This is a genomic window from Pseudomonas sp. CGJS7 (assembly GCF_036961695.1).
Genome location: NZ_JBAMDI010000060.1, coordinates 40,880 through 62,671, shown reverse-complemented (window position 1 = coordinate 62,671; position 21,792 = coordinate 40,880). Strand labels below are relative to the sequence as shown.

The 21,792-nt window shown below is 63.4% G+C and carries 15 protein-coding genes; 11 read left to right on the top strand and 4 right to left on the bottom strand.

Going from position 1 to position 21,792, the window contains the following annotated elements; all coding sequences use genetic code 11:
- Window positions 1-145: 145 nt before the first annotated feature.
- A complete protein-coding gene (gene motB / locus V7787_RS29625; protein WP_064491492.1) occupies window positions 146-1,186 on the bottom strand; it encodes a flagellar motor protein MotB in 1,041 nt (346 codons plus the stop codon).
- A 3-nt stretch (window positions 1,187-1,189) separates the two neighbouring features.
- Window positions 1,190-2,041 carry a flagellar motor stator protein MotA gene (motA, locus tag V7787_RS29620; protein WP_003249507.1) on the bottom strand — a complete coding sequence of 284 codons (852 nt, stop codon included), beginning with the start codon at window positions 2,039-2,041 and terminating at the stop codon, window positions 1,190-1,192.
- A 130-nt stretch (window positions 2,042-2,171) separates the two neighbouring features.
- Between motA and V7787_RS29615 the strand changes: the two genes are divergently transcribed.
- Genes V7787_RS29615 through asd form a run of 3 tightly spaced genes read left to right on the top strand, consistent with a single transcriptional unit; the run spans window position 2,172 to window position 5,434 of the window.
- The gene (locus V7787_RS29615; protein WP_064491491.1) at window positions 2,172-3,707 is read left to right on the top strand and encodes an HDOD domain-containing protein; all 1,536 of its coding nucleotides are present in this window, start codon (window positions 2,172-2,174) and stop codon (window positions 3,705-3,707) included.
- Window positions 3,708-3,751: 44 nt separating this feature from the next.
- Window positions 3,752-4,561 (top strand): rhodanese-like domain-containing protein, encoded by an 810-nt coding sequence (locus V7787_RS29610; RefSeq protein ID WP_064491490.1) that lies wholly within the window; start codon window positions 3,752-3,754, stop codon window positions 4,559-4,561.
- Window positions 4,562-4,570: 9 nt separating this feature from the next.
- Entirely contained in the window at window positions 4,571-5,434 is an 864-nt protein-coding gene (asd, locus tag V7787_RS29605; protein ID WP_010955490.1) for an archaetidylserine decarboxylase, read from the top strand.
- Between the two features lie 75 nt (window positions 5,435-5,509).
- Here asd and serB read toward each other — a convergent pair whose 3' ends face one another.
- Complete coding sequence (serB, locus tag V7787_RS29600; RefSeq protein ID WP_019437570.1) at window positions 5,510-6,724, bottom strand: phosphoserine phosphatase SerB; 1,215 nt, start codon at window positions 6,722-6,724, stop codon at window positions 5,510-5,512.
- 134 nt (window positions 6,725-6,858) lie between these two features.
- Between serB and V7787_RS29595 the strand changes: the two genes are divergently transcribed.
- Window positions 6,859-8,316: an AhpA/YtjB family protein gene (locus V7787_RS29595; RefSeq protein WP_064491489.1), complete on the top strand. Its 1,458-nt coding sequence runs from the start codon at window positions 6,859-6,861 to the stop codon at window positions 8,314-8,316.
- Between the two features lie 374 nt (window positions 8,317-8,690).
- On the opposite strand, the gene putA is transcribed toward V7787_RS29595, so the two are convergent.
- Window positions 8,691-12,644: a trifunctional transcriptional regulator/proline dehydrogenase/L-glutamate gamma-semialdehyde dehydrogenase gene (gene putA, locus V7787_RS29590; RefSeq protein WP_012053883.1), complete on the bottom strand. Its 3,954-nt coding sequence runs from the start codon at window positions 12,642-12,644 to the stop codon at window positions 8,691-8,693.
- A 355-nt stretch (window positions 12,645-12,999) separates the two neighbouring features.
- Here putA and putP point away from each other — a divergent pair, with 355 nt between their 5' ends.
- The 7 genes from putP to V7787_RS29555 all read left to right on the top strand — a co-directional run bounded on the left by putP (window position 13,000) and on the right by V7787_RS29555 (window position 21,786).
- Window positions 13,000-14,478 (top strand): sodium/proline symporter PutP, encoded by a 1,479-nt coding sequence (gene putP, locus V7787_RS29585; protein WP_041167205.1) that lies wholly within the window; start codon window positions 13,000-13,002, stop codon window positions 14,476-14,478.
- Window positions 14,479-14,584: 106 nt separating this feature from the next.
- Window positions 14,585-15,421: a 23S rRNA (adenine(2030)-N(6))-methyltransferase RlmJ gene (locus V7787_RS29580; RefSeq protein ID WP_010955521.1), complete on the top strand. Its 837-nt coding sequence runs from the start codon at window positions 14,585-14,587 to the stop codon at window positions 15,419-15,421.
- A gap of 192 nt (window positions 15,422-15,613) precedes the next feature.
- Window positions 15,614-17,371, top strand: a complete 1,758-nt coding sequence (locus tag V7787_RS29575; protein WP_003249431.1) for a carbamoyltransferase family protein — start codon at window positions 15,614-15,616, stop codon at window positions 17,369-17,371.
- Window positions 17,355-18,485: a glycosyltransferase gene (locus tag V7787_RS29570; protein WP_104886977.1), complete on the top strand. Its 1,131-nt coding sequence runs from the start codon at window positions 17,355-17,357 to the stop codon at window positions 18,483-18,485. Before V7787_RS29575 ends, V7787_RS29570 begins: the two co-directional genes overlap by 17 nt.
- A complete protein-coding gene (locus V7787_RS29565; protein ID WP_064492588.1) occupies window positions 18,485-19,381 on the top strand; it encodes an antimicrobial resistance protein Mig-14 in 897 nt (298 codons plus the stop codon). Before V7787_RS29570 ends, V7787_RS29565 begins: the two co-directional genes overlap by 1 nt.
- A complete protein-coding gene (locus tag V7787_RS29560; protein ID WP_064492587.1) occupies window positions 19,378-20,781 on the top strand; it encodes a PIG-L deacetylase family protein in 1,404 nt (467 codons plus the stop codon). Before V7787_RS29565 ends, V7787_RS29560 begins: the two co-directional genes overlap by 4 nt.
- A 48-nt stretch (window positions 20,782-20,829) precedes the next feature.
- Entirely contained in the window at window positions 20,830-21,786 is a 957-nt protein-coding gene (locus V7787_RS29555; RefSeq protein WP_003249439.1) for a glycosyltransferase family protein, read from the top strand.
- Window positions 21,787-21,792: the final 6 nt, after the last annotated feature.

The following is a 21,792-nucleotide window of genomic DNA, read 5'->3' as shown; positions in this document are numbered from 1 at the left end:
GTATGTAGGAGCGGCTTTAGCCGCGAACACCGGCAACGCCGGTGCCATTCACCGCGCTGGAGGCTTCGCAGGTAAACCCGCTCCTACAGTGATCGCGCCAACGTTCAGGTGTTGGGTAGCACAGGTGCCCACACAGAAAAGCCGCTTACTGCTCCTTGGCTTCATCCATCTTCAGCGTGCCATCTTCAAAGATGTTCAGCTTCTGGCGCAGCTCGCGCGGTTGCATCGGTGGCTGTTCAGTTGCCTCTGGGGCAGCCGGTGCCGAAGCCCCTGGCGCTGCACCACTGGCTGGCGCTGCAGGAGCAGTTGGCGCATCTGGCGGTGTTTCCGGCGCACCCTGCTCACCTTCGATATTGCGCTGGGCTTTCTTGGTCAGCACGATGATGTCGATACGGCGGTTGACCGGGTTGAACGGGTCCTTGCGGTCGAACAGTGACGACGAGGCGTACCCCACCACCCGTGCCACCTGGCCATCCGGGTAACCACCCGCCACCAGGGCACGCCGCGCGGCGTTGGCGCGGTTGGCCGACAGCTCCCAGTTACCGTACTCGCCAGTGCCGGCATACGGCTTGGCATCGGTATGGCCGCTGATGCTGATCTTGTTCGGCACCGCCTTGATGGTGTCGGCCATGGCCAGCAGGATATCTTCGAAGTAGGGCTGCAGGCGCGCGCTACCGATGTCGAACATCGGTCGGTTCTCGGCATCCATGATCTGGATACGCAGGCCGTCCTGAGTGATCTCGAACAGGATCTGGTCCTTGAACTTCTGCAGCTGCGGGTTCTCTTCCACCTTGTTCTGCAGTTCCTGCAGCAACAGCTCCAGACGCTCGCGCTCGACCTGCTCGGCCATGGTCTCGACCTGGTCCTTGCTCAGCTGAGTGGGGGACTGCTGCGTCGGCTCGGTCTTCACTTCCGGATTGATGGTTTTGTCCGGCGCCATCTCCGGTGAACCACCCAGGTCGATGACATAAGGCGTGCCACTCTCGGAGAAACCGATAGGGTCCTGGAAGTAGCCGGCAATGGCGATCTTCTGCTCAGGCGTGGCCGTGGACAACAGCCACAGCACCAGGAAGAACGCCATCATCGCCGTGGCGAAGTCGGCAAAGGCGATTTTCCAGGCGCCACCATGGTGGCCGCCGCCAAAGCGCTTGACGCGCTTGACGATGATGGGCTGATTGTTCTCCATGACTCAGCGACCGCGAACCGCTTGTTCCAGTTCGGCGAAGCTTGGGCGGTGCTTGGGGTACAGCACCTTGCGCCCGAACTCGACCGCCAGCGAAGGTGGCATGCCCGACGCCGAGGCCACCAGCGAAGCCTTGATCGATTCGTAGAGATTCAGTTCTTCCTTGGCATCGTGCTCCAGGCACTTGGCCAAAGGGCCGAAGAAACCGTAAGCCGCCAGAATACCGAAGAAGGTACCCACCAGCGCCGCACCTACGTGCATGCCGATGGCCGCCTGGTCGCCATCGCCCAGCGAGGCCATGGTCACCACGATACCCAGTACCGCCGCAACGATACCGAAGCCGGGCATACCGTCGGCGATGCCGGTCACCGCGTGGGACGGGTGCTCCAGCTCTTCCTTCATGCTCAGCAGTTCCATGTCGAACAGGCCCTCGAGCTCGTGCGGGGCCATGTTGCCGGTGGACATGATGCGCAGGTAGTCGCAGACGAACGCGGTCATGCGCTCATCGGCCAGTACCGTCGGGTACTTGGCGAAGATCGGGCTAGCAGCGGCGTCCTCGATGTCGGCCTCGATGGCCATCATGCCTTCGCGACGGCTCTTGTTGAGGATTTCGTAAACGAGGCCCAGCACCTCCAGGTAGAAGGCATGGCTGAAGCGCGAGCCGAACATCTTCATCGACTTCTTGATGACGTGCATGGTCATGTGGCCAGGGTTGGCCTGCAGGAATGCACCAAAGGCCGCACCGCCGATGATCAGTACTTCGAACGGCTGGATAAGCGCTGCGATCTTGCCGTGGGAGAGCACGTAGCCGCCGAGCACGCTCGCGAATACGACGATGATGCCGATAATTTTAGCCATAGGTTCAAAGCACTTGCTGTCGTGGTCAGGGGAAGAGACGGGAGCTTTAAAACTCTTCTTCTACTTATCGGCAGAACTGCGCCAGACTATAGCCACTCAATGCGAAAAGCCAGTTCGGACTGATGTCAAAATGCCAATTGAAACCAAGGTGCCCACTCAGGCCCCGCGTACGCTAGAGGCCTGGGTAAAGCTGCTCGAGAGTGTTCGCATCCCCGTGCCGAAGCACAGCTACGACCGGGTCATGGCTGCCATCCACGATAGCCGCCGCTCGCTGCGCGACATCGCCGAACTGATGCAGGATAGCCCGGCACTGGTGCTGTCAGTGATGCGCGAAGCCAATCACCCCACCAATGCCAGCCTCGCCGAACCCGCCGAAAGCCTGGAGGTTGCTCTCAACCGCTTGGGCCTGGAGCGCAGCGAGCAGCTTCTCAAACGCCTGCCGGCGCTGCCCGTGGAGGAAATTCCGCCGGTATTGTGCCAGTTCCAGATGATCAGCCAGCATGCGGCACAGCAGGCCAGCGGCCTGTTCGCCAGCCGCCTGGCACGGCTGTGGCAAGAGATTCACTGGGGCAGCCTGCTGTTCCTGTCGCCACTCTGGCCACTGGCACTGGCCTACCCCAAGCTGCTCGACACCTGGGAGCTGCGGGTTATCCACAAAGGTGAAGACGCCGCCCACGTCGAGGAAGAACTGTTTGGCGTGCGCATCATGGCGCTGTGCCAGACCATGGCCGAGTATTGGCGCCTGCCCCAGTGGGTCACCCAGGGTTATCGCCTGCTGCTGGAAGAGCGCGAGCAACTGGCCCAGGTGCTGAATATCGCCCGCGACGAAGACCTGCTCAGCCAGCAACACCGCATGGACGCCGAGCCCGGCCTGCGGCGCTGGTTCAACCAGCCGGCCAATACCGTACTGCTGGCCAACAACCTGGCCCTGGCGGCACAGGTCGGTTGGGACAACCCGCACCTGCTGCGCTGGCAACTGCTGACCGCGCTGTACCTGCAAACCTCGCTGGAAGACGTGCAGCAGCAAGTGCACCAGCAGGCTGCCGCCAGCGCCCGCCGCCACGCCCGGCATGCCCTGTTCCACCCGGCCGAGGCCTTGATCTGGCCGTGGCACCAACGCCGCCCTCACCCGGACATGCTGGCCCCGCCACCGCCCAGCAGCGACGACCTGGCACGCTGGCGCACGCTGTGCCAGCACCTGCTGGCCCAACCCAGCCCGTTCACCAACACCGTGCACCTGGCCACGCAGGCCCGTGAGGCCCTGCTGGCCTGCGGCATGCAACGCATCATGCTGCTTAGCCTGGACAAGGCCAGTGACTACCTGCGCGTGCAGCAAATTGCCGGCCTGCCCAAGGAGGCCGGTGCCCTGGCCCTGCAGGTATCGCAGAACAAGCTGCTGCAAAAGCTGCTGAGTCAGGCCGGGCAGCTGCGCATCACACCGGAAAACCACAGCCAGTTCTCGGCGCTGTTGCCCGCCCCGCTGCGCACCTTGTTCCGCAGCGAACATGTACTGCTTCGCTCGCTGGCTGCGAACGACCAGGTGCTGATGCTGCTGGTGGCCGACCAGGGCTGCCGGCCTTTGGCCGATATCAGCGTGCAAGCCTTCGGCAAGACCGCGCAATGCATCGAGCGGGCCTTGTCGGTGTTTACCAACCGCAAGGGTTGAGCCTTGCGCTACAATCGCCCCTCTTTCCACACTGGAGACCGTGGATGACCGACTTTTCCGGCCTGCCCCTGGTGATCGAAGCTGCAGACCTGCTGCCACGCCTGGATTCGCCGCAACTGATCCTGGTCGACCTGAGCAGCGCCAACCGCTATGTCAGCGGGCATATCCCCGGCGCGCGCTTTGTCGAAGGCAAGCGCACCCAGCTCGGCCAGCCCCCGGCGCCCGGCCTGCTGCCAGCCCTGGGCGAGCTCGAAAAACTGTTCAGCGAACTCGGCCACCGCGCCGATGCCGTGTATGTGGTGTACGACGATGAAGGCGGCGGCTGGGCCGGGCGCTTCATCTGGCTGCTCGATGTCATCGGCCACAAGCGCTACCACTACCTCAATGGCGGTATCCAGGCCTGGCCGGCAGACAAACTGTCCACCGAAGTGCCTGCCATTGGCAACGCCCCGGTGCACCTGCACATAGACAGCGCACCCACTGCCACCCGCGAGTACCTGCAAAGCCGCCTGGGCGCCGATGACCTGGTCATCTGGGACGCACGCGGCCCGCAGGAATTCAGCGGCGAAAAAGTGCTGGCAGCCAAAGGCGGCCACATCCCCGGCGCGATCAACTTCGAGTGGACCGCCGGCATGGACCTCAATGACCACCTGCGCATTCGCCAGGACATCAAACAAGTCCTCGAGCAACTGGGCATCACCCCTGACAAGGAGGTGATCACCCACTGCCAGACCCACCGCCGCTCCGGTTTCACTTACCTGGTGGCCAAGGCCCTCGGCTACCCACGCGTCAAGGCCTACGCCGGCTCGTGGAGCGAATGGGGCAACCACCCGGACACGCCTGTAGAAGTCTAAGGAACCTGCATGAAATCCCGTCTGTTCATCATCAGCCAGTACCTGCTGCCGCACCACCTGCTGTCGCGGCTGGCCGGCTGCATCGCCGAGTGCCGCGTGCGCTGGTTCAAGAACGCCTTCACCGCATGGTTCGCCAAGCGCTACCAGGTCAACATGAGCGAGGCTCTGGTCGAAGACCTGAGCGCTTACGAGCACTTCAATGCGTTCTTCACCCGCGCCCTGAAACCTGGTGCCCGTCCGCTGGACGAAACCCCGGGCGCCATCCTGTGCCCGGCCGACGGCGCGGTCAGCCAGCTCGGCCCGATCGAGCACGGCCGTATCTTCCAGGCCAAAGGCCACGGTTTCAGCGCGCAAGAGCTGCTGGGCGGTGATCCGGCCATGGCCGCGCCGTTCATGGGCGGTGAGTTTGCCACCATCTACCTGTCGCCCAAGGACTACCACCGCGTGCACATGCCGCTGGCCGGCACCCTGCGCGAAATGGTCTATGTGCCGGGCCGCCTGTTCTCGGTCAACCAGACCACCGCAGAGAATGTTCCCGAGCTGTTCGCTCGCAACGAGCGCGTGGTCTGCCTGTTCGATACAGAACGTGGGCCAATGGCTGTGGTACTGGTCGGCGCGATGATCGTCGCCTCGATCGAAACGGTATGGGCCGGGCTGGTCACACCGCCCAAACGTGAGCTGAAGACTTTCCGTTACGACGAAGCCAGCCGCACGCCGATCCACCTGGAGAAAGGTGCCGAACTAGGCCGCTTCAAGCTGGGTTCGACCGCCATCGTGCTGTTCGGGCCGGAGCAGGTGAAGTGGGCTGAGAGCCTGGGTGCGGGCTCTGCAGTTCGCATGGGGCAGCAGCTGGCGGCGCCTGCGCAGGCTTGATTCGAGCCATATGAAAAGGCCCTGCATATGCAGGGCCTTTTTCGTTGGGCCGCCTTGCGGCCCCGGATTCACGGATCAGCCGCGGGCGTCGCGGTCACGCAGGCCCAGCAGGTACAGCACCCCGTCCAGCCCCAAGGTGGAAATCGCCTGCTTGGCCGACTGGCGCACCAGCGGCTTGGCACGAAACGCCACGCCCAACCCGGCCAGCGACAGCATCGGCAGGTCATTGGCGCCATCGCCCACGGCGATGGTCTGCTCCAGTTGCAAGCCTTCGTCACTGGCCAGCTTCTTCAACAAATCGGCCTTGCGCTGGGCATCGACAATCGGCTCAACAGCCACGCCCGTCACCTTGCCATCGACCACTTCAAGTTCGTTGGCGAACACATAGTCGATACCCAGGCGCGCCTGCACCTGACGGGCGAAGTAGGTAAAGCCACCGGACAGAATCGCGGTCTTGTATCCCAGGCGCTTGAGCTCGGCAAACAGGTTCTCGGCACCCTCGGTCAGGCGCAGCGATGCCCCGATCTCGTCCAGCACCCCCACATCCAGGCCCTTGAGCAGTGCCATGCGCTCTTTGAAGCTGGCGCGGAAGTCCAGTTCACCGCGCATGGCGCGCTCGGTGATCGCCGCCACCTGCTCCCCCACACCCGCCGCCTTGGCCAGTTCGTCGATGACTTCGGCCTCGATCAGCGTGGAGTCCATGTCGAACACCGCCAGGCGGCGGTTGCGGCGGAACAGATCGTCCTTCTGGAAGGCGATGTCGACGCTCAGCTCTTCAGCCAGGGCAAAGAAGTCGGCACGCAGGGCCTGGGCATCGCTCGGCACGCCGCGCACGGAGATCTCGACGGCTGCCTTGCCCTTGTCGATTTCGGCATCCAGTGCCACCCGGGCCGACAGGCGCTCGATACGCTCGATGGTCAGGCCGTACTGGCTGATCACCGCACTCACCCGCTGCAGCTGCTCGGGTGTGATCTTGCGGCTGAGCAGGGTAACGATGTGTCGCGCTTCGCCATGCCCATCGGCCCAATGCTGGTAGTCCGCCTCGGAAATCGGCGTGTAACGGGCCTGCAGGTTCAGTTCGTGGGCTTTGGCCTGCACGCTTTGCAACAGCGCGGTAGCCACTTCGTTGTCCGGTATGTCGACCAGGATGCCAAACGACAAGGTGCCGTGCATGACCGCCAGGCCGATGTCGAGGATACTCACACCGCCCTGCAGCAGGACGCCGGTGATAGCCGCAGTGAGACCGGGACGGTCCTCACCGGTGATGTTGATCAGGACGATTTCGCGCACAACCTGGCTCCGACTTCGATGAAAAATGCGCATTCTACCGATTTTCCATGACCATCGGGCGCCAACGATACTTTGCCGACAAAACCCGGCTCGCTATACTCCCCCCACTTTCATGCCATTAAGAGCCGAGCTCTGTGAACCGGCCCACGCCAGTCAAACCAGACAATTTCTTCCTGATGATCTATCGCGCCCTGAGTCAACGTCGCGTGCCGCTGGCACTGCGCATCGCCTGCACCAACATTTTCCTGGTGGCGCTGGCGCTGGTGATCTACGCCTGCGTGATGGGCCTGCAGTTCAAGCAGGCCATGCATGAGCAGGCCGATGCCTTGGGCCAGAGCCTGACCACCCAGACTGCAACATCGGCCACCGAGCTGCTGGTGTCCAACGACATCCTCAGCCTCAACGTGCTACTGGGCAACCTGGTTAAAAACCCGCTGGTGGCCCATGCGGCAATCTACAGCGTGGATAACCGCATCCTCGCCGAAGCAGGCCAGCGCCCGCGCAACAGCCTGCTGGGCGAGGCCGAAGGCCTGTACCAGACCAAAATCACGTTCCAGGACGTGACGGCCGGACAGCTGCGCATAAGTCTGGACATGAGCCAGTTCCAGCAGCCGATGCTGATCAGCCTGCAGAGCATGGGCATTCTGGCCGCCATCCTGCTTACCCTGGCCTTGGCCCTCAGCTTGCGTCAGGGTCGCTTCATCACCCTGCCACTGCTGCAACTGCGGGTATGGCTGCGCGACCCGCAGCCCTATACCCCGGCCACCGACCGCCAGGACGAGATTGGCGACATCGCCCGCCAGCTGCATGCACGCCTGGCCCCGCCTCCGCCCCCGGAGCCGGAGCCCGAGGAAGAAGACGACGAGCAGTTCGACGACCTGCCCGCAGTTGCCCCGGCACCCAAGGCCGCACCGCGCGCCAAGGTTGCCCTGGAAGACGAGGATGACGACGAAGCCTTCGCCGGCCTGCTGGACGACGACACTGCCCCCAAAGCCGCCGCAGAGGTCGAGTCCGACGAGCCGCAGTACAGCGCCGTGCTTGCCGTGCAACTGGGCTCGCAGGAGCAACTGCGTCGCCTGCCACGCACACGCCTGGCCGAGCTGACCGAGCGCTACCGTGATTGCCTGGAGCACGCGGCCTCGCTCTACGACGGCGAAACGCACACGCTGAACGACGGCAGCACCCTGGTGCTGTTCCACAGCCGCGAGTGTGGCGAGGATTACCTGACCAACGCCATTTGCTGTGGCGAACTGTTGCGCGCCCTGGGCCACGCCCTGCAGATCGAGGTAGCTGACAGCGGCATTACCCTGCAACTGCAGCTAGGCCTGGTCTTGGGCAACGACCTGCATGGGCTGGAACTGGTTGACCTGCTGATGGCCGAGAAGGTCCAGGATGCCCTGGCGTTGTCGCAGCACAGCCGCAACCTGTTGCTGGTGGAGCGGCAGATCAACGATGACGCCCTGATCCGCCAGCGTGCACGTATTCGCCCGATCGCCAGCCCCGAAGGCGCCTGCTGTGTGGAGCGACTGATGGAGCCCTACCCGTCAATGCTGGAACGGCAACTGGCCCGCATGCATGAGCACCGCGCCTGACAGGTAGACGCGACATCAAGATCCAGCCAATAGCGCAAACCCCCGGTAGGAGCGGGTTTACCCGCGAATACGGTGGCGGCGGCAACGGTGAACGGCGGGTAGAAATTGGCCGGCAGGTCCGGCCTCTTCGCGGGTGAACCCGCTCCTACACGACGGCCTGTGCATGTGTATAGGGGCGGGTTTACCCGCGAAAGGACCGGCCCAGGCAGCCGAGAATTTCCAGGGGATAAACGGTAACAACAGAAGACACCCAAGTCACCGTTGGCATGGCTCACGTTCTGGTGAGCACCTGTTAGTCCAGCCCCTGCTTCAGGACATGCACGCATAAAAAAGGAGAGCCGAGGCTCTCCTTCTTCTTCAACAACCCTCAGCCATTAGCCAATGGTCATCAGGCTGGCGTTACCACCCGCCGCTGCAGTGTTCACGCTCACCGCGCGCTCGATGACCAGGCGCTCCAGCGCAATCTGGTGATCCCCGCTGGACAGCCCGTGCACCCCAACGATCGCCCCGGCACGCTTGGCCACCTGCTGGCATACGCCGCGCAGCTGGTCCGAGTCGCCATGGTGGATCACGGCGTCGAACGCCACTTCATCCTTGTTCCAGTCCGCGACCAGCTTCACCTTGGCCTGCAGCTCACGCGGCAGGCGGGCGCGCAGGGCCTTGCCCGGTTCACCGTCAACCCACACCGCCGAGCTGCCAACGGCCAGTACCGCGGCGAACTGCGCCAGCAGGTCGGTTTCGTTGTCGGCCAGGCACAGCACGTGCTCACGCGGCAGAATGGTGTAGCTGTTGCGCTCGCCGGTCGGGCCTGGCAGCAGGCGAGCGATGCCGCTCTGCGACTGGCTGGCGAACTGGCTGCACAGCGCGGCCAGATCAGCCAGCTGGTTGCTCTCGGCCCAGGCCTTCAGGCCGTGCAGTGGCTTGACCAGCTGTTCGTGCAGAGTGCGGTCCGGCTTGCCTTCGCCGTCCTGCTGCTGGAAGTGGCGGCCAATGGCATCGGCCGGGCGGGTCGACAGCAGGCGGTAGAGGTACAGCGGGCCGCCGGCTTTCGGGCCGGTGCCAGACAGGCCTTCACCACCGAACGGCTGCACGCCCACCACTGCACCCACAATGTTGCGGTTGACGTACATGTTGCCGGCGTTGGCGGTTTCCACCACTTTGGCGATGGTCTCGTCGATACGGGTGTGCACGCCGAGGGTCAGGCCGTAGCCGGAGTTGTTGATCTGCTCGATCAGCTGGTCCAGATTGCGGCGGTTGTAGCGCACCACGTGCAGTACGGGGCCGAAGATTTCGCGCTTCAGCTCGTCGAAGCTGTCCAGCTCGATCAGGGTTGGCATGACGAAGGTGCCGCGCTTGATCTCGGCAGCATCAGCAATGGCGACTTGGTAGACCGGGCGGCCTTTCTCGCGCATGCCCTGGATGTGCTTCTCGATGCCGGCCTTGGCTTCGGCATCGATCACCGGGCCGATGTCCACGGCCAGGCGGTCCGGGCAGCCCAGGCGGCTTTCAGCCATGGCGCCCTTGAGCATTTCGATCACGCGGTCGGCAGAGTCTTCCTGCAGGCACAGCACGCGCAGGGCCGAGCAACGCTGGCCGGCACTGTCGAAGGCCGAGGACACCACGTCGATCACGACCTGTTCGGTCAGTGCCGAGGAGTCGACGATCATCGCGTTCTGGCCGCCGGTTTCGGCGATCAGCGGGATCGGGCGGCCCTGGTTGTCCAGGCGGCCAGCGACGTTGCGCTGCAGCAGGCGGGCCACTTCAGTGGAGCCGGTGAACATCACGCCTTTGACGCGCTCGTCTCCGACCAGGCCGGCACCGACGGTTTCACCGCGGCCCGGCAGCAGCTGCAGCACGCCTTCTGGGATGCCCGCTTCCAGCAGCAGGCGCACGGCCTGGGCGGCGATCAGCGGGGTTTGCTCGGCAGGCTTGGCCAGTACCGGGTTGCCGGCAGCCAGGGCTGCGGCCACCTGGCCGGTGAAGATCGCCAGCGGGAAGTTCCACGGGCTGATGCACACCACAGGGCCCAGCGGGCGGTGGGCGTCGTTGCTGAAGTCGTTACGTGCCTGCACCGCGTAGTAGCGCAGGAAGTCCACGGCTTCACGCACTTCGGCGATGGCGTTGGCGAAGGTCTTGCCGGCCTCGCGGATGAGCAGGCCCATCAGCGGCTGGATCTCGGCCTCCATCAGGTCGGCGGTGCGCTCCAGAATGGCAGCACGTTCGGCTGGCGGGGTGGCCTGCCAGATCGGCGCGGCGTTCAGTGCGCACTGGATGGCGTTGTCCACGTCGGCAACGGTGGCCTCCTGCACATGGCCGACGACGTCGCGGTGGTCTGCCGGGTTCAGCACCGGTGCGGCAGCGCTCTCGCTGGCGGCGCAGGCCAGCAGCGGGGCAGCCTTCCAGTCATTGTGAGCGGTGGCCAGCATGGCGCAGGACAGTGATGCCAGGCGGTGTTCGTTGGCCATGTCGATGCCGGCCGAGTTGGCCCGTTCAGTGCCATACAGATCGCGCGGCAGGGGAATGCGTGGGTGCGGCAGGCCGATACTGCCTTCCTGGGTACCCATGCGCTCGATGCTGGCCACCGGGTCGGCGACCAGTTCCTGGATGGAAATCGAGTGGTCGGCGATGCGGTTGACGAACGAGGTGTTGGCGCCGTTTTCCAGCAGACGGCGCACCAGGTAGGCCAGCAGCGTTTCATGGGTGCCGACCGGTGCATACACGCGGCACGGGCGGTTCAGCTTGCCATCGGCAATCTTGCCGACCACTTGCTCGTACAGCGGCTCGCCCATGCCGTGCAGGCACTGGAACTCGTACTGGCCCGGGTAATAGTTCTGCCCGGCAATGTGGTAGATGGCCGACAGGGTGTGGGCGTTGTGGGTGGCGAACTGCGGGTAGATGGCTTCTGGCACGGCCAGCAGCTTGCGGGCGCAGGCGACGTAGGACACGTCGGTGTACACCTTGCGGGTATAGACCGGGTAGCCTTCCAGGCCTTCGACCTGGGCACGCTTGATCTCGCTGTCCCAGTAGGCGCCTTTTACCAGGCGGATCATCAGGCGGTGGCGGCTGCGCTTGGCCAGATCGATGACGTAGTCGATCACGTACGGGCAGCGCTTCTGGTAGGCCTGGATAACGAAGCCGATGCCGTTCCAGCCAGCCAGGGATGGCTCGAAGCACAGGCGTTCGAGCAGGTCCAGCGAAAGCTCCAGGCGGTCGGCTTCTTCGGCGTCGATGTTAAGGCCGATGTCGTACTGCTTGGCCAGCAGTGTCAGCGACAGCAGGCGCGGGTACAGCTCTTCCATCACGCGCTCGTACTGGGCCCGGCTGTAGCGCGGGTGCAGTGCCGACAGCTTGATCGAGATGCCTGGGCCTTCATAGATGCCACGGCCATGCGAGGCCTTGCCGATCGAGTGGATGGCCTGCTCGTAGGACGCCAGGTACTTCTGCGCGTCGTGTTCGGTCAGTGCGGCTTCGCCGAGCATGTCGTAGGAGTAACGGAAGCCTTTGGCCTCGAAACGGCTGGCGTTTGCCAGGGCTTCGGCAATGGTCTCGCCGGTGACGAACTGCTCACCCATCAGGCGCATGGCCATGTCGACGCCCTTGCGGATCATCGGTTCGCCGCTCTTGCCGATGATGCGGGTGAGCGAGGAGGTGAGGCCGGTTTCGTTATGGGTGCTGACCAGCTTGCCGGTCAGCAGCAGCCCCCAGGTGGCGGCGTTGACGAACAGTGACGGGCTGTTGCCCAGGTGCGGCTGCCAGTTGCCGGTACTGATCTTGTCGCGGATCAGCGCATCACGGGTGCCTTTGTCGGGGATACGCAGCAGGGCTTCGGCCAGGCACATCAGCGCCACGCCTTCCTGAGACGACAGCGAGAATTCCTGCAGAAGGCCCTGGACGATACCGGCACGGCCGCCGGCGCTTTTCTGGTTGCGCAGTTTTTCGGCAATGCCCGCGGCCAGCTTGTTGGTGGCTTCGGCCAGTGGCGCGCTCAGGCGCGCCTGCTCCAGCAGCATCGGCACCACTTCCTGCTCCGGTCGGCGGTAGGCAGCGGTGATCGCCGAGCGCAGTACCGACTGCGGCAAGATGCTTTCGGCAAATTCGAGGAAGCACTGGTGGCTGTGGTCAGCCTGGACTTCACCGGCATCGTCGGCCAGGTTGCTGACATGACCGTTGAGTTCGGTCAGGGTGGCGCCACCCTCGAGCTTCTCCAGGTAGTTGAAGATCGCTTGCTTGATCAACCAGTGCGGCGTGCGGTCAATGGACTGCGCAGCTGCTTTGAGTCGCTCACGGGTCGGGTCGTCGAGTTTGACCCCAAGGGTGGTAGTCGCCATTTCTTATCCTCGTTATTGCCACGGTTGTGGCCTAAGCTGGCGTCAAGAGTATCTGTAGGACAATTCGGGTGCAACCAGGTGCAACCCGATTTTTTCGTGTGAAAGGTGCAACTCGTCCGACAGCTATTCCCATACCCTGAAAAGGGGCGCTTTCGGTGCGATTTATTCTGAAAAAGCGGTTTTTTGCTCCCGAAAGGAGCAAGAAGTGGGCTTTGTCGGAAAATGCACGGGCAGGTGCAACTTGCAAAAGAAAAATGGTTGCACCTTCTTTGCGTTGTTGCATAGCATTCGCCGCCTGGGTGCAACCACCAACGCTGTGGTTGCGCATGATAAAAACAAACGCCAGGGCACACGCATGGGCAATCCACTAACGATCACCTTCGTGATCTACATCGCAGCAATGGTGCTGATCGGCTTCGCCGCCTATCGCGCTACCAACAACCTTTCCGATTACATTCTGGGTGGTCGCAGCCTGGGTAGCGTGGTTACCGCGCTGTCTGCCGGTGCCTCCGACATGAGTGGCTGGCTGCTGATGGGCCTGCCCGGTGCCATCTACTTCGCGGGCCTGTCCGAGGCCTGGATCGCCATCGGCCTGACAGTGGGTGCCTACCTGAACTGGCTGTTCGTGGCAGGCCGGCTGCGCGTGCAGACCGAACACAACGGTGACGCGCTGACCCTGCCGGACTACTTCTCCAGCCGTTTCGAAGACAATAGCGGGCTGCTGCGTATCATTTCCGCCATCGTCATCCTGGTGTTCTTCACCATCTACTGTGCCTCCGGCATCGTGGCCGGTGCCCGTCTGTTCGAGAGCACCTTCGGCATGTCGTACGAAACCGCTTTGTGGGCTGGTGCGGCGGCGACCATCGCCTACACCTTCGTTGGTGGCTTCCTGGCGGTGAGCTGGACCGATACCGTACAGGCTTCGCTGATGATCTTCGCGCTGATCCTGACCCCGGTAATCGTGCTGATCTCCACCGGTGGCTTCGACCAGACCTTCGCCGCTATCGAGGCGGTGAACCCGGCGAACTTCGACATGCTCAAGGGTGCCACCTTCATCGGCATCATCTCGCTGATGGGCTGGGGTCTGGGTTACTTCGGCCAGCCGCATATCCTGGCGCGCTTCATGGCCGCTGATTCGGTGAAGTCGATCGCCAAGGCGCGCCGCATTTCCATGACCTGGATGATCCTGTGCCTGGCGGGTACCTGTGCCGTTGGCTTCTTCGGCATTGCCTACTTCTCGGCCCATCCTGAGCTGGCAGGCCCGGTTAGCGAGAACCACGAACGTGTGTTCATCGAGCTGGCCAAGATCCTGTTCAACCCATGGATTGCGGGTGTCCTGCTGTCGGCCATCCTGGCCGCAGTCATGAGTACCCTGAGCTGCCAGCTGCTGGTGTGCTCCAGTGCCCTGACCGAAGACTTCTACAAAGCCTTCCTGCGCAAGAATGCTTCGCAGGTCGAACTGGTGTGGGTCGGCCGTCTGATGGTGCTGGCCGTGGCCCTGATCGCCATCGCCATGGCCGCCAACCCGGAAAACCGCGTGCTGGGCCTGGTGGCCTATGCCTGGGCTGGCTTCGGTGCCGCCTTCGGCCCGGTGGTGCTGATTTCGGTGCTGTGGAAAGGCATGACCCGTAACGGTGCGCTGGCCGGTATCGTGGTGGGTGCGCTGACGGTGATCCTGTGGAAGAACTTCGACACCCTCGGGTTGTACGAAATCATCCCGGGCTTCCTGTTCGCCAGCATCGCCATTGTTCTGGTGAGCAAGCTGGGCAGCCCTTCGCAGACGATGGTCAAGCGCTTCGAAGCTGCTGATGCGGCGTATCACGCCGACAAGTAACACCCGTTGAATTGGCGGCGCCTGCTTTGCGGGTGCCGCCAATCAGCAGCCAGGCCTGACTCCGCCTGCAAGGCAAGGTAAACTTGCCGCCTTCGCAGGAGTTGCCATGAACTATCGTCACGCCTTCCACGCCGGCAACCACGCCGACGTCCTCAAACACATCGTGCTGACCCGCCTCATCGCCCTGATGTCGCGCAAGGAGCAGCCGTTCGCCTATATCGATACCCACGCAGGGCTCGGCCTGTACGACCTGCAAGGCGACCAGGCAAGCCGTACCGGCGAGTACCTGGAAGGCGTAGCCCGCCTGTGGAATCGCGATGACCTGCCGGCCATGGCCGACGACTACCTGCGCATCATCAAGCGCCTGAATGCCGATGGCGAGCTGCGCTACTACCCGGGGTCGCCCGAACTGGCCCGTCGCCTGATGCGCCAGCAGGACCGCGCCCTGCTCAACGAGAAGCACCCCGAAGACGGGCCGCTCCTCAAGGAAAACATGAAAAAAGACCCGCGCGTGACCGTGCACCTGGGTGAAGGCTGGCATGTGCCGCGGGCCTTGCTGCCGGTGCAGGAAAAGCGCGCGATCATGCTGATCGACCCGCCGTTCGAGCAGGCCGATGAGCTCAAGCGCTGCACCACGGCCATGAAAGAAGCGATCGGCCGCATGCGCCAGACCGTTGCGGCCATCTGGTATCCGATCAAGGACCAGCGCTCGCTGACCCGCTACTACCAGGACCTGACAAGCACCGGCGCGCCAAAGCTGCTGCGGGTCGAGCTGTATGTGCATCACCAGGACAGCCCGCAGGGCCTGAATGGTTCGGGCCTGGCCATCGCCAACCCACCATGGGGGCTGGAGGATGAACTCAAGGAGCTGCTGCCATGGCTGGCCAAAGAGCTGGCACAGACCGCCGGTAGTTACCGCATGGACTGGCTGATCGCCGAGTAAGCCTGTAGGCGCGGGTTTGCCCGCGAACACCGGCGACGCCGGTGCCATCCACCGCGTTGCCTGCTTCGCGGGTGAACCCGCTCCTACAAGGGGGCGGTGTGCCTCCAATGTTTGCGTTATAATCCCGCCCTTTAGCCGCCATCCGCCCAAGAGGCCGCTGGCGCATTTTTACCGAATGAAGAGGCTAATCCCTTGGCATTGACGATTCTTGGCCTGTCCGGCGCCCTTAGCCATGACCCTTCCGCGGCCCTGTACATTGACGGCAAGCTGATTGCCGCCGCCGAAGAAGAGCGCTTCGTGCGTGACAAGCATGCGAAGAACCGCATGCCCTACGAGTCGGCGAAGTTCTGCCTGGAACAGGCAGGCATCAAGCCGTCCGACGTCGACGTGGTAGCCATCCCGTTCGCCCCGATCAGCCTGTTCGGCAAGGCGCGGTGGCACTATGCCAAGCGCTATTGGTACGCCCCGGATCGTGCACTCGATGCCATCCTGATGGGCAACCGTCGCTACAAGCGCTATCGCAAGAAGATCGTCTGGTGCCTGGAGCAACTGGGCTTCGACCCGAAAAAGGTCAAGATCGAGCCGGTCGAGCACCACCTGGCCCACGCTTCCAGCGCTTATCATTGCTCGGGTTTCAAGGAAAAAACCGCAATCCTCGGCATTGACGGCAAGGGCGAGTACGCCACCACCTTCTTTGGTTACGGCGAAAACGGCAAGATCCACAAGATCAAGGAATTCTTCGACCCGGACTCGCTGGGTGGCCTTTACGGTGCCATTACCGAGTTCCTGGGCTTCGAAATGCTCGATGGCGAGTTCAAGGTCATGGGCATGGCGCCGTATGGCGACGCCAGCAAGTATGATTTCTCGCGTCTGGCCAGCTTCGAAAACGGCGAGTTGGTCATCAACACCGAGTACGCCAACGTTATCGGCCTGCGCCGCTATAAAGAGAAGGGCAAGGGCTTCTACTTCTCGCCAAAGCTGATCGAATGGCTGGGCCCCAAGCGCGAAGGCGACATCGCCGACGAGCCGTACATCCATTACGCCGCCAGCATGCAGGCGCTGTTCGAGAAACTGGCGCTGCAGATGATCGACCATTACCTGGGCGACACCCTGCGCGAAACCGGCAAGCTGGCCTTCGCCGGCGGCTGTGCGCTGAACGTCAAGCTCAACCAGAAGATCATCGCCCGTCCGGACGTGAAAGAGCTGTTCGTCCAGCCGGCCTCCGGCGACGCCGGGACTGCCGTTGGCGCCGCTGCCTATGTTTCCCACGCCCGTGGCGTTCCGGTCGAGAAGATGGAGCACGTCTACCTCGGCCCGTCGTACTCCAACGAAGACGTGATCGCCGCCTGCGCCCGTCACCCGAACCAGCCGAAGTGGCGCAAACTCGAGAACATGCCGCAGCAGATCGCCCAGATCATGGTCGATGGCAACCCGGTAGCCTGGTTCCAGGGCCGCATGGAGTTCGGGCCGCGTGCCCTGGGTGGCCGATCGATCATCGGCTGCCCAAGCGTGGAAGGCGTGGCTGACCGCATCAACCACCAGATCAAGTTCCGTGAACGCTGGAGACCTTTCTGCCCGTCGATGCTCGACACTGTCGCCCCGCAGATGATCAAGGTCGACCATCCCGCGCCGTTCATGACCTTCACCTTCGAAGTCGCTGAAGAGTGGAAGACCCGCGTGCCGGAAGTGGTGCATGAGGACGGCACTTCGCGTGCCCAGGTGCTCAAGCGCGAGTACAACCCGCGCTACTACGACATGATGAAGGCACTGGAAGACCTGACTGGCAACGGCGTGTCGCTGAACACCTCGCTGAACCGTCGTGGTGAACCGATGATCTGCTCGCCGACCGATGCCCTGAATATGTTCTTCGGCTCGGACCTGCAGTACCTGATCATGGAAGACATCCTGGTTGTGAAGGACGGCGCGGCCCCGTATGACCAGCCGCTCTGAACCGCGCATCCTGCAGTTCTGCCATGGCTATGACGGGCCGTTCCTGGACTGCGCCCGTCAGTACGCCAGCCTGTTTCAGGGGCGTGGGTACCAGGTGACCACGGTATTCCTCACCGGCGCCGCCGATGCGCAGGTGGCGGCTGGCTGTGCGTCGGACGAGGTGCTCTTCCTTGAGTTCAGTTCCAAGGCCGTGCGTGGCCTGAAACTCGGCGCCATCCGCGCATTGCGGCGCATTGCGGCCGAGCGCAATTTCGCTTTCTGCATCGCCCACCGCTTCAAGCCGATCTACGTTGCCCTGCTGGGGACCGGCCTGCCGGTGATTGGTGTGCACCATGCCTTTGGCGACTACCAGCGCAAAGGCCGCCGCCTGTTCGCGAACCTGTTCAGCAAGCGTCTGAGCCTGCTGGGCGTTTCGGATGCGGTACGTGACGATATGCGCCGTTGCTTGCCGCAGTGGCCGGCCGAACGCATCCAGACCCTGTACAACCGCATCGACATTGACGCCCTGCAAGCAGCCCTGGTGCCGCGCGCTGACGCACGCCAGGCCTTGGGCCTGGATCCTCAGGCATGGATCGTCGGCAATGTCGGGCGCCTGCACCCGGACAAGGACCAGGCCACCCTGTTGCGCGGTTTTGCCCAGGCATTGCCGGGGCTGCCGGCTGGCGCCCGCCTGGCAATCCTCGGCAAGGGGCGTCTGGAGGCCAAGCTCAAGGCGTTGGCCGCCGAGCTTGGTATTGCCGGGCAAGTCGACTTTCTTGGCCAGGTACCGGATGCGCGCCGTTATTTCCAGGCTTTCGACGTGTTCGCGCTGAGTTCCGATCACGAGCCGTTCGGCATGGTCCTGCTCGAAGCGATGGTTGCCGGTGTGCCGGTGTTGGCCACGGCCTGTGGCGGTGCTCGCGAAGTGGTCGAGGGCGTTGGCGTGCTGTTCCCGCTGGGCGACGCCGCGCAGCTGGCCCAGGGCCTGCAGCACATGGCCATACTGGACGCTGGGCAGCGCCAGGCCTGTGCCAGGCACATGCTGCAGCGCCTGGGTGAGCGTTTCTCTGACCAGGCGGTGCGCGAGGCCTTCTGGCAACTCCCACAGGTGCGCGCGTTGGTGGGGCAGGCCTGATGCTCAATCGTATCCAGGCCTTCCGCGAACGCGGTTGGCAAGCTATCGATGCCAATGCTTATGCCCAGGTATGGGCGCGCTTTGGCGGCAGTGTCGCCACCCATCCGCTGGTGGTCGAGCAACTGGCGGACCTGGCACAGATCCCGGTGCGTTACCTGGGCTGGTACCAGGCTGGCGAGCTGCAAGCCGCCATCCCGGCCTGGGGGCGTCACCTGGCGCTGTCCAAGGACGTGCTGAAGCGTGCTGGCAAGAAGGCCCTGTTCGACCTCGGTAATGCCGAGATCATTCTGCCGGCGGCGTCTGATGCCGCTGCGCCGTTGCGCCATACAATGCGTTACCTGTCCGAACTGAACCAGGGCCGCTTCAGCGGCCTCAAGGCGCAGAAGGAGCAGTTGGCCATGGCCCGGGCGCCTGAAGACCTGTCGAAGAAGTTCCGCTACAACCAGCGCCGTGAACTGCGCCTGCTGGAAGAGGCGGGTGGCGTGGTACGCCCGATCAGCGACTTCAGTGCCCAGGAAATCGCCAGCATGTACTGCGACCTGTTCCTGCGCCGCTGGGGGTTCCCGGCTACCGGTGCCGAGCGTATGGCCGATGTGCTGGAGCGCCTGCGTGAGCTGCTGATCGGCTCGGTGTTGCTGCTGGACGGTAAGCCGATTGCCATCCAGCTGGTGTACCGCGTCGAAGCGCCGGAGTGGATCAGCGTCGAGTACATCAATGGCGGCGTCGACCCTGAAACCAAGGCCTTCAGCCCAGGTAGCGTGCTGAGCTTCCTCAATACCCAGGCCGCCTGGGAAGACGCCCGGTCGCGCAACAAGCCGCTGCGGTTCTCTTTCGGTCGTGCTGACCGTGAGTACAAGGACCGCTGGTGCAACCCTGTGCCGGTGTATCAAGCGTGAGCCGCAAGCAGCAGTTGCTCAAGCGCCACCGGCACAACAAACGCCTGGGGCTGCTGGCGGGCCTGGTTGCGCTGGTCGCCCTCGGTGTTTTCAGCTGGTGGTGGCTGCCACTGCTGTTGTTGCCGCTGCTCTGGGCTGCCCATGAGGCCTGGTTTGCCGACCACCTGTTCTATGCACCGGGTGAGGACTATGCCTACGACTTCGGCGATCAGGTGCAGCAGGTTCCTGCCAGCCTGCACGATGGCTGGCTCAAGGCTGATTGCACGTTGCAGGGCGACGAAACCCTGGTGCTTGAACTGCGGCTAAAAAGCAGGTGGTTGGGGCGCTTTCTCGACCCTCGGGTCGAGCTGCTGGATGGCGAACAGGCCGATCGGCAAGCGTTCGAGCGTGGCGTCGATGGCGTGCGCTTCCTTAACCTGACGGGTCTTGCTGCGCCACTGCAGGCCGGTACGTTGCGACTGCGCGGCCGGCATTGCCGGCTGCAGGGTCAGTTGCGCCTGTGGATAACCCCCTCGGTCGAGCTGCAGCGGCGCCGGGTGATGGTGATCGCGCCACATGCCGACGACGCCGAGTTGGCCGCGTATGGTTTGTACAGCCAGGCCGACGAAAGCTGGGTGGTGACCCTGACCGCCGGTGAGATAGAGGCCGAGCACTACCAGCAGATGGGCCTGGCAAAGGCCGAGGCCGCGCGCCTGAAGGGGCGCCTGCGTGCCTGGGACAGCATCGTCGTGCCGCGTTGGGCCGGCGTGCCGGAGTCGCGTTGCATACAGCTGGGCTACTTTTGCCTGCAGCTGCCTGCCATGCAGGCAGCACCCGACCAGCCGGCCGCCTCACGTGAAGCCGACCTGGCCGATATCCGCGTGTTCCGCCAGTTCAACCCGTTCCCGTTACCGGGCGACCGTGATGGCGCACCCACCTGGCACAACCTGCTGGCCGACCTGCGAGCCTTGCTGGAGCTGGCCAAACCAGAGGTGCTGGTGATGCCGCACCCGCAGCTAGACCCCCATCCGGACCATATCTGCGCTCAGGCGGCGGTATTGGAAGCCTTGCAAGGCATGGCCTGGCAGCCGCAAACCTTGCTGTGCTACGCCAACCACCTGCACGATAACGACCGCTGGCCGATGGGCGACAGTGGCGATGGCGTGGCTTTACCGCCGCAATTGAGCGCTGCCCAGGCCTGGGCACCCTGCAGTCTGGTGCTGGACTGCGCGACCCAGCGCGACAAGGCGATGGCCCTGGGCATGATGCATGACCTGCAGCCGCCGGCACCGTTCAAGCGCCGCCTGCGCCGCCTGCTGCAACGCTGGCTTGCCGGGCGACAGCCATCGCCTTATGGGGAGAACGAATTCTTCCGCAAGGCCGTGCGCCGACACGAACTGTTCTGGCGGCGTGAGCTGTAAGCACGCCCCATGGTTGACCGCGAAGGCGCAGAGCGCCCAAGGAAAGCAATGAAAGTCCTATTTCTGGTGCAGAAGGAACAGCGGGCGATTCTTGACCGCCTGTACGATGGCGTCGCGGCCAACTGCGAGTGCGACCTGCGCTGGTTGACCAGCCAGGATCAGCGCAACCTGCGCCGTTACTTCAAGCGTGAGGTGCAAGTCGAGCGCTATGACCGCATCGTGTTCTTCCTGCGTTTCAAGCAGGAGATCCGTCAGGTGGCCTTCATCCGCACTGTGCCGAACCTGGTGATTCTCGAGCACGACGCCTACCAGAACTACATCCCGTGCAAGTACACCGGCAAGTTCAGCGCTCATTACCGCCAGTTGCCATGGGCGCGGGTGATCAGCTCCGGCTACATGGTCAGCGAGCGCTTGCGCCAGGAAGGTTTCGACGCGGTGTTCGTGCCCAAGGGCTATGACGAGCAGTTGCTGGCTGACCAAGGGCGTGAGCGTGATATCGAACTGGCCTTTGTCGGCAGCGTCAACAGCGTGGCCTACAGCGGCCGCAAGGCACTGCTGGACGAGTTGGGGCAGGTCGAGAACCTGTTGGTAACCCGTACCAAGTCGGGCGAGGACTACTGCAACACGCTCAACCGTATTCGTTTCTTCGTCAGTGCCGATGTCGGCATGGGCGAATACATGATCAAGAACTTCGAAGCCATGGCCTGTGGCTGTGTGCTGCTGGCATACGACCAGGGCGAGGAAGAGAACCGTGCACTGGGCCTGCAAGACATGCACAACGTGGTGTTCTATGACAACATCCCGACCCTTCAGGAAAAGCTCCGTCGTTTGCGCGCGAACCCCGAGCTAGCCCGGCAGATTGCAGAAAATGGCCGCCATCTGGCGGTTTCCCGTTTTAGTTTCGGCGCAGTTGGACGTAGCATCGTCGACCACATGCGCCCGGCGCTCAGGCCCCACCCGCCATTGTCTGCATGGCAGCGGCTGCGTCTGAAGCTGGGCATCTAAACAAGA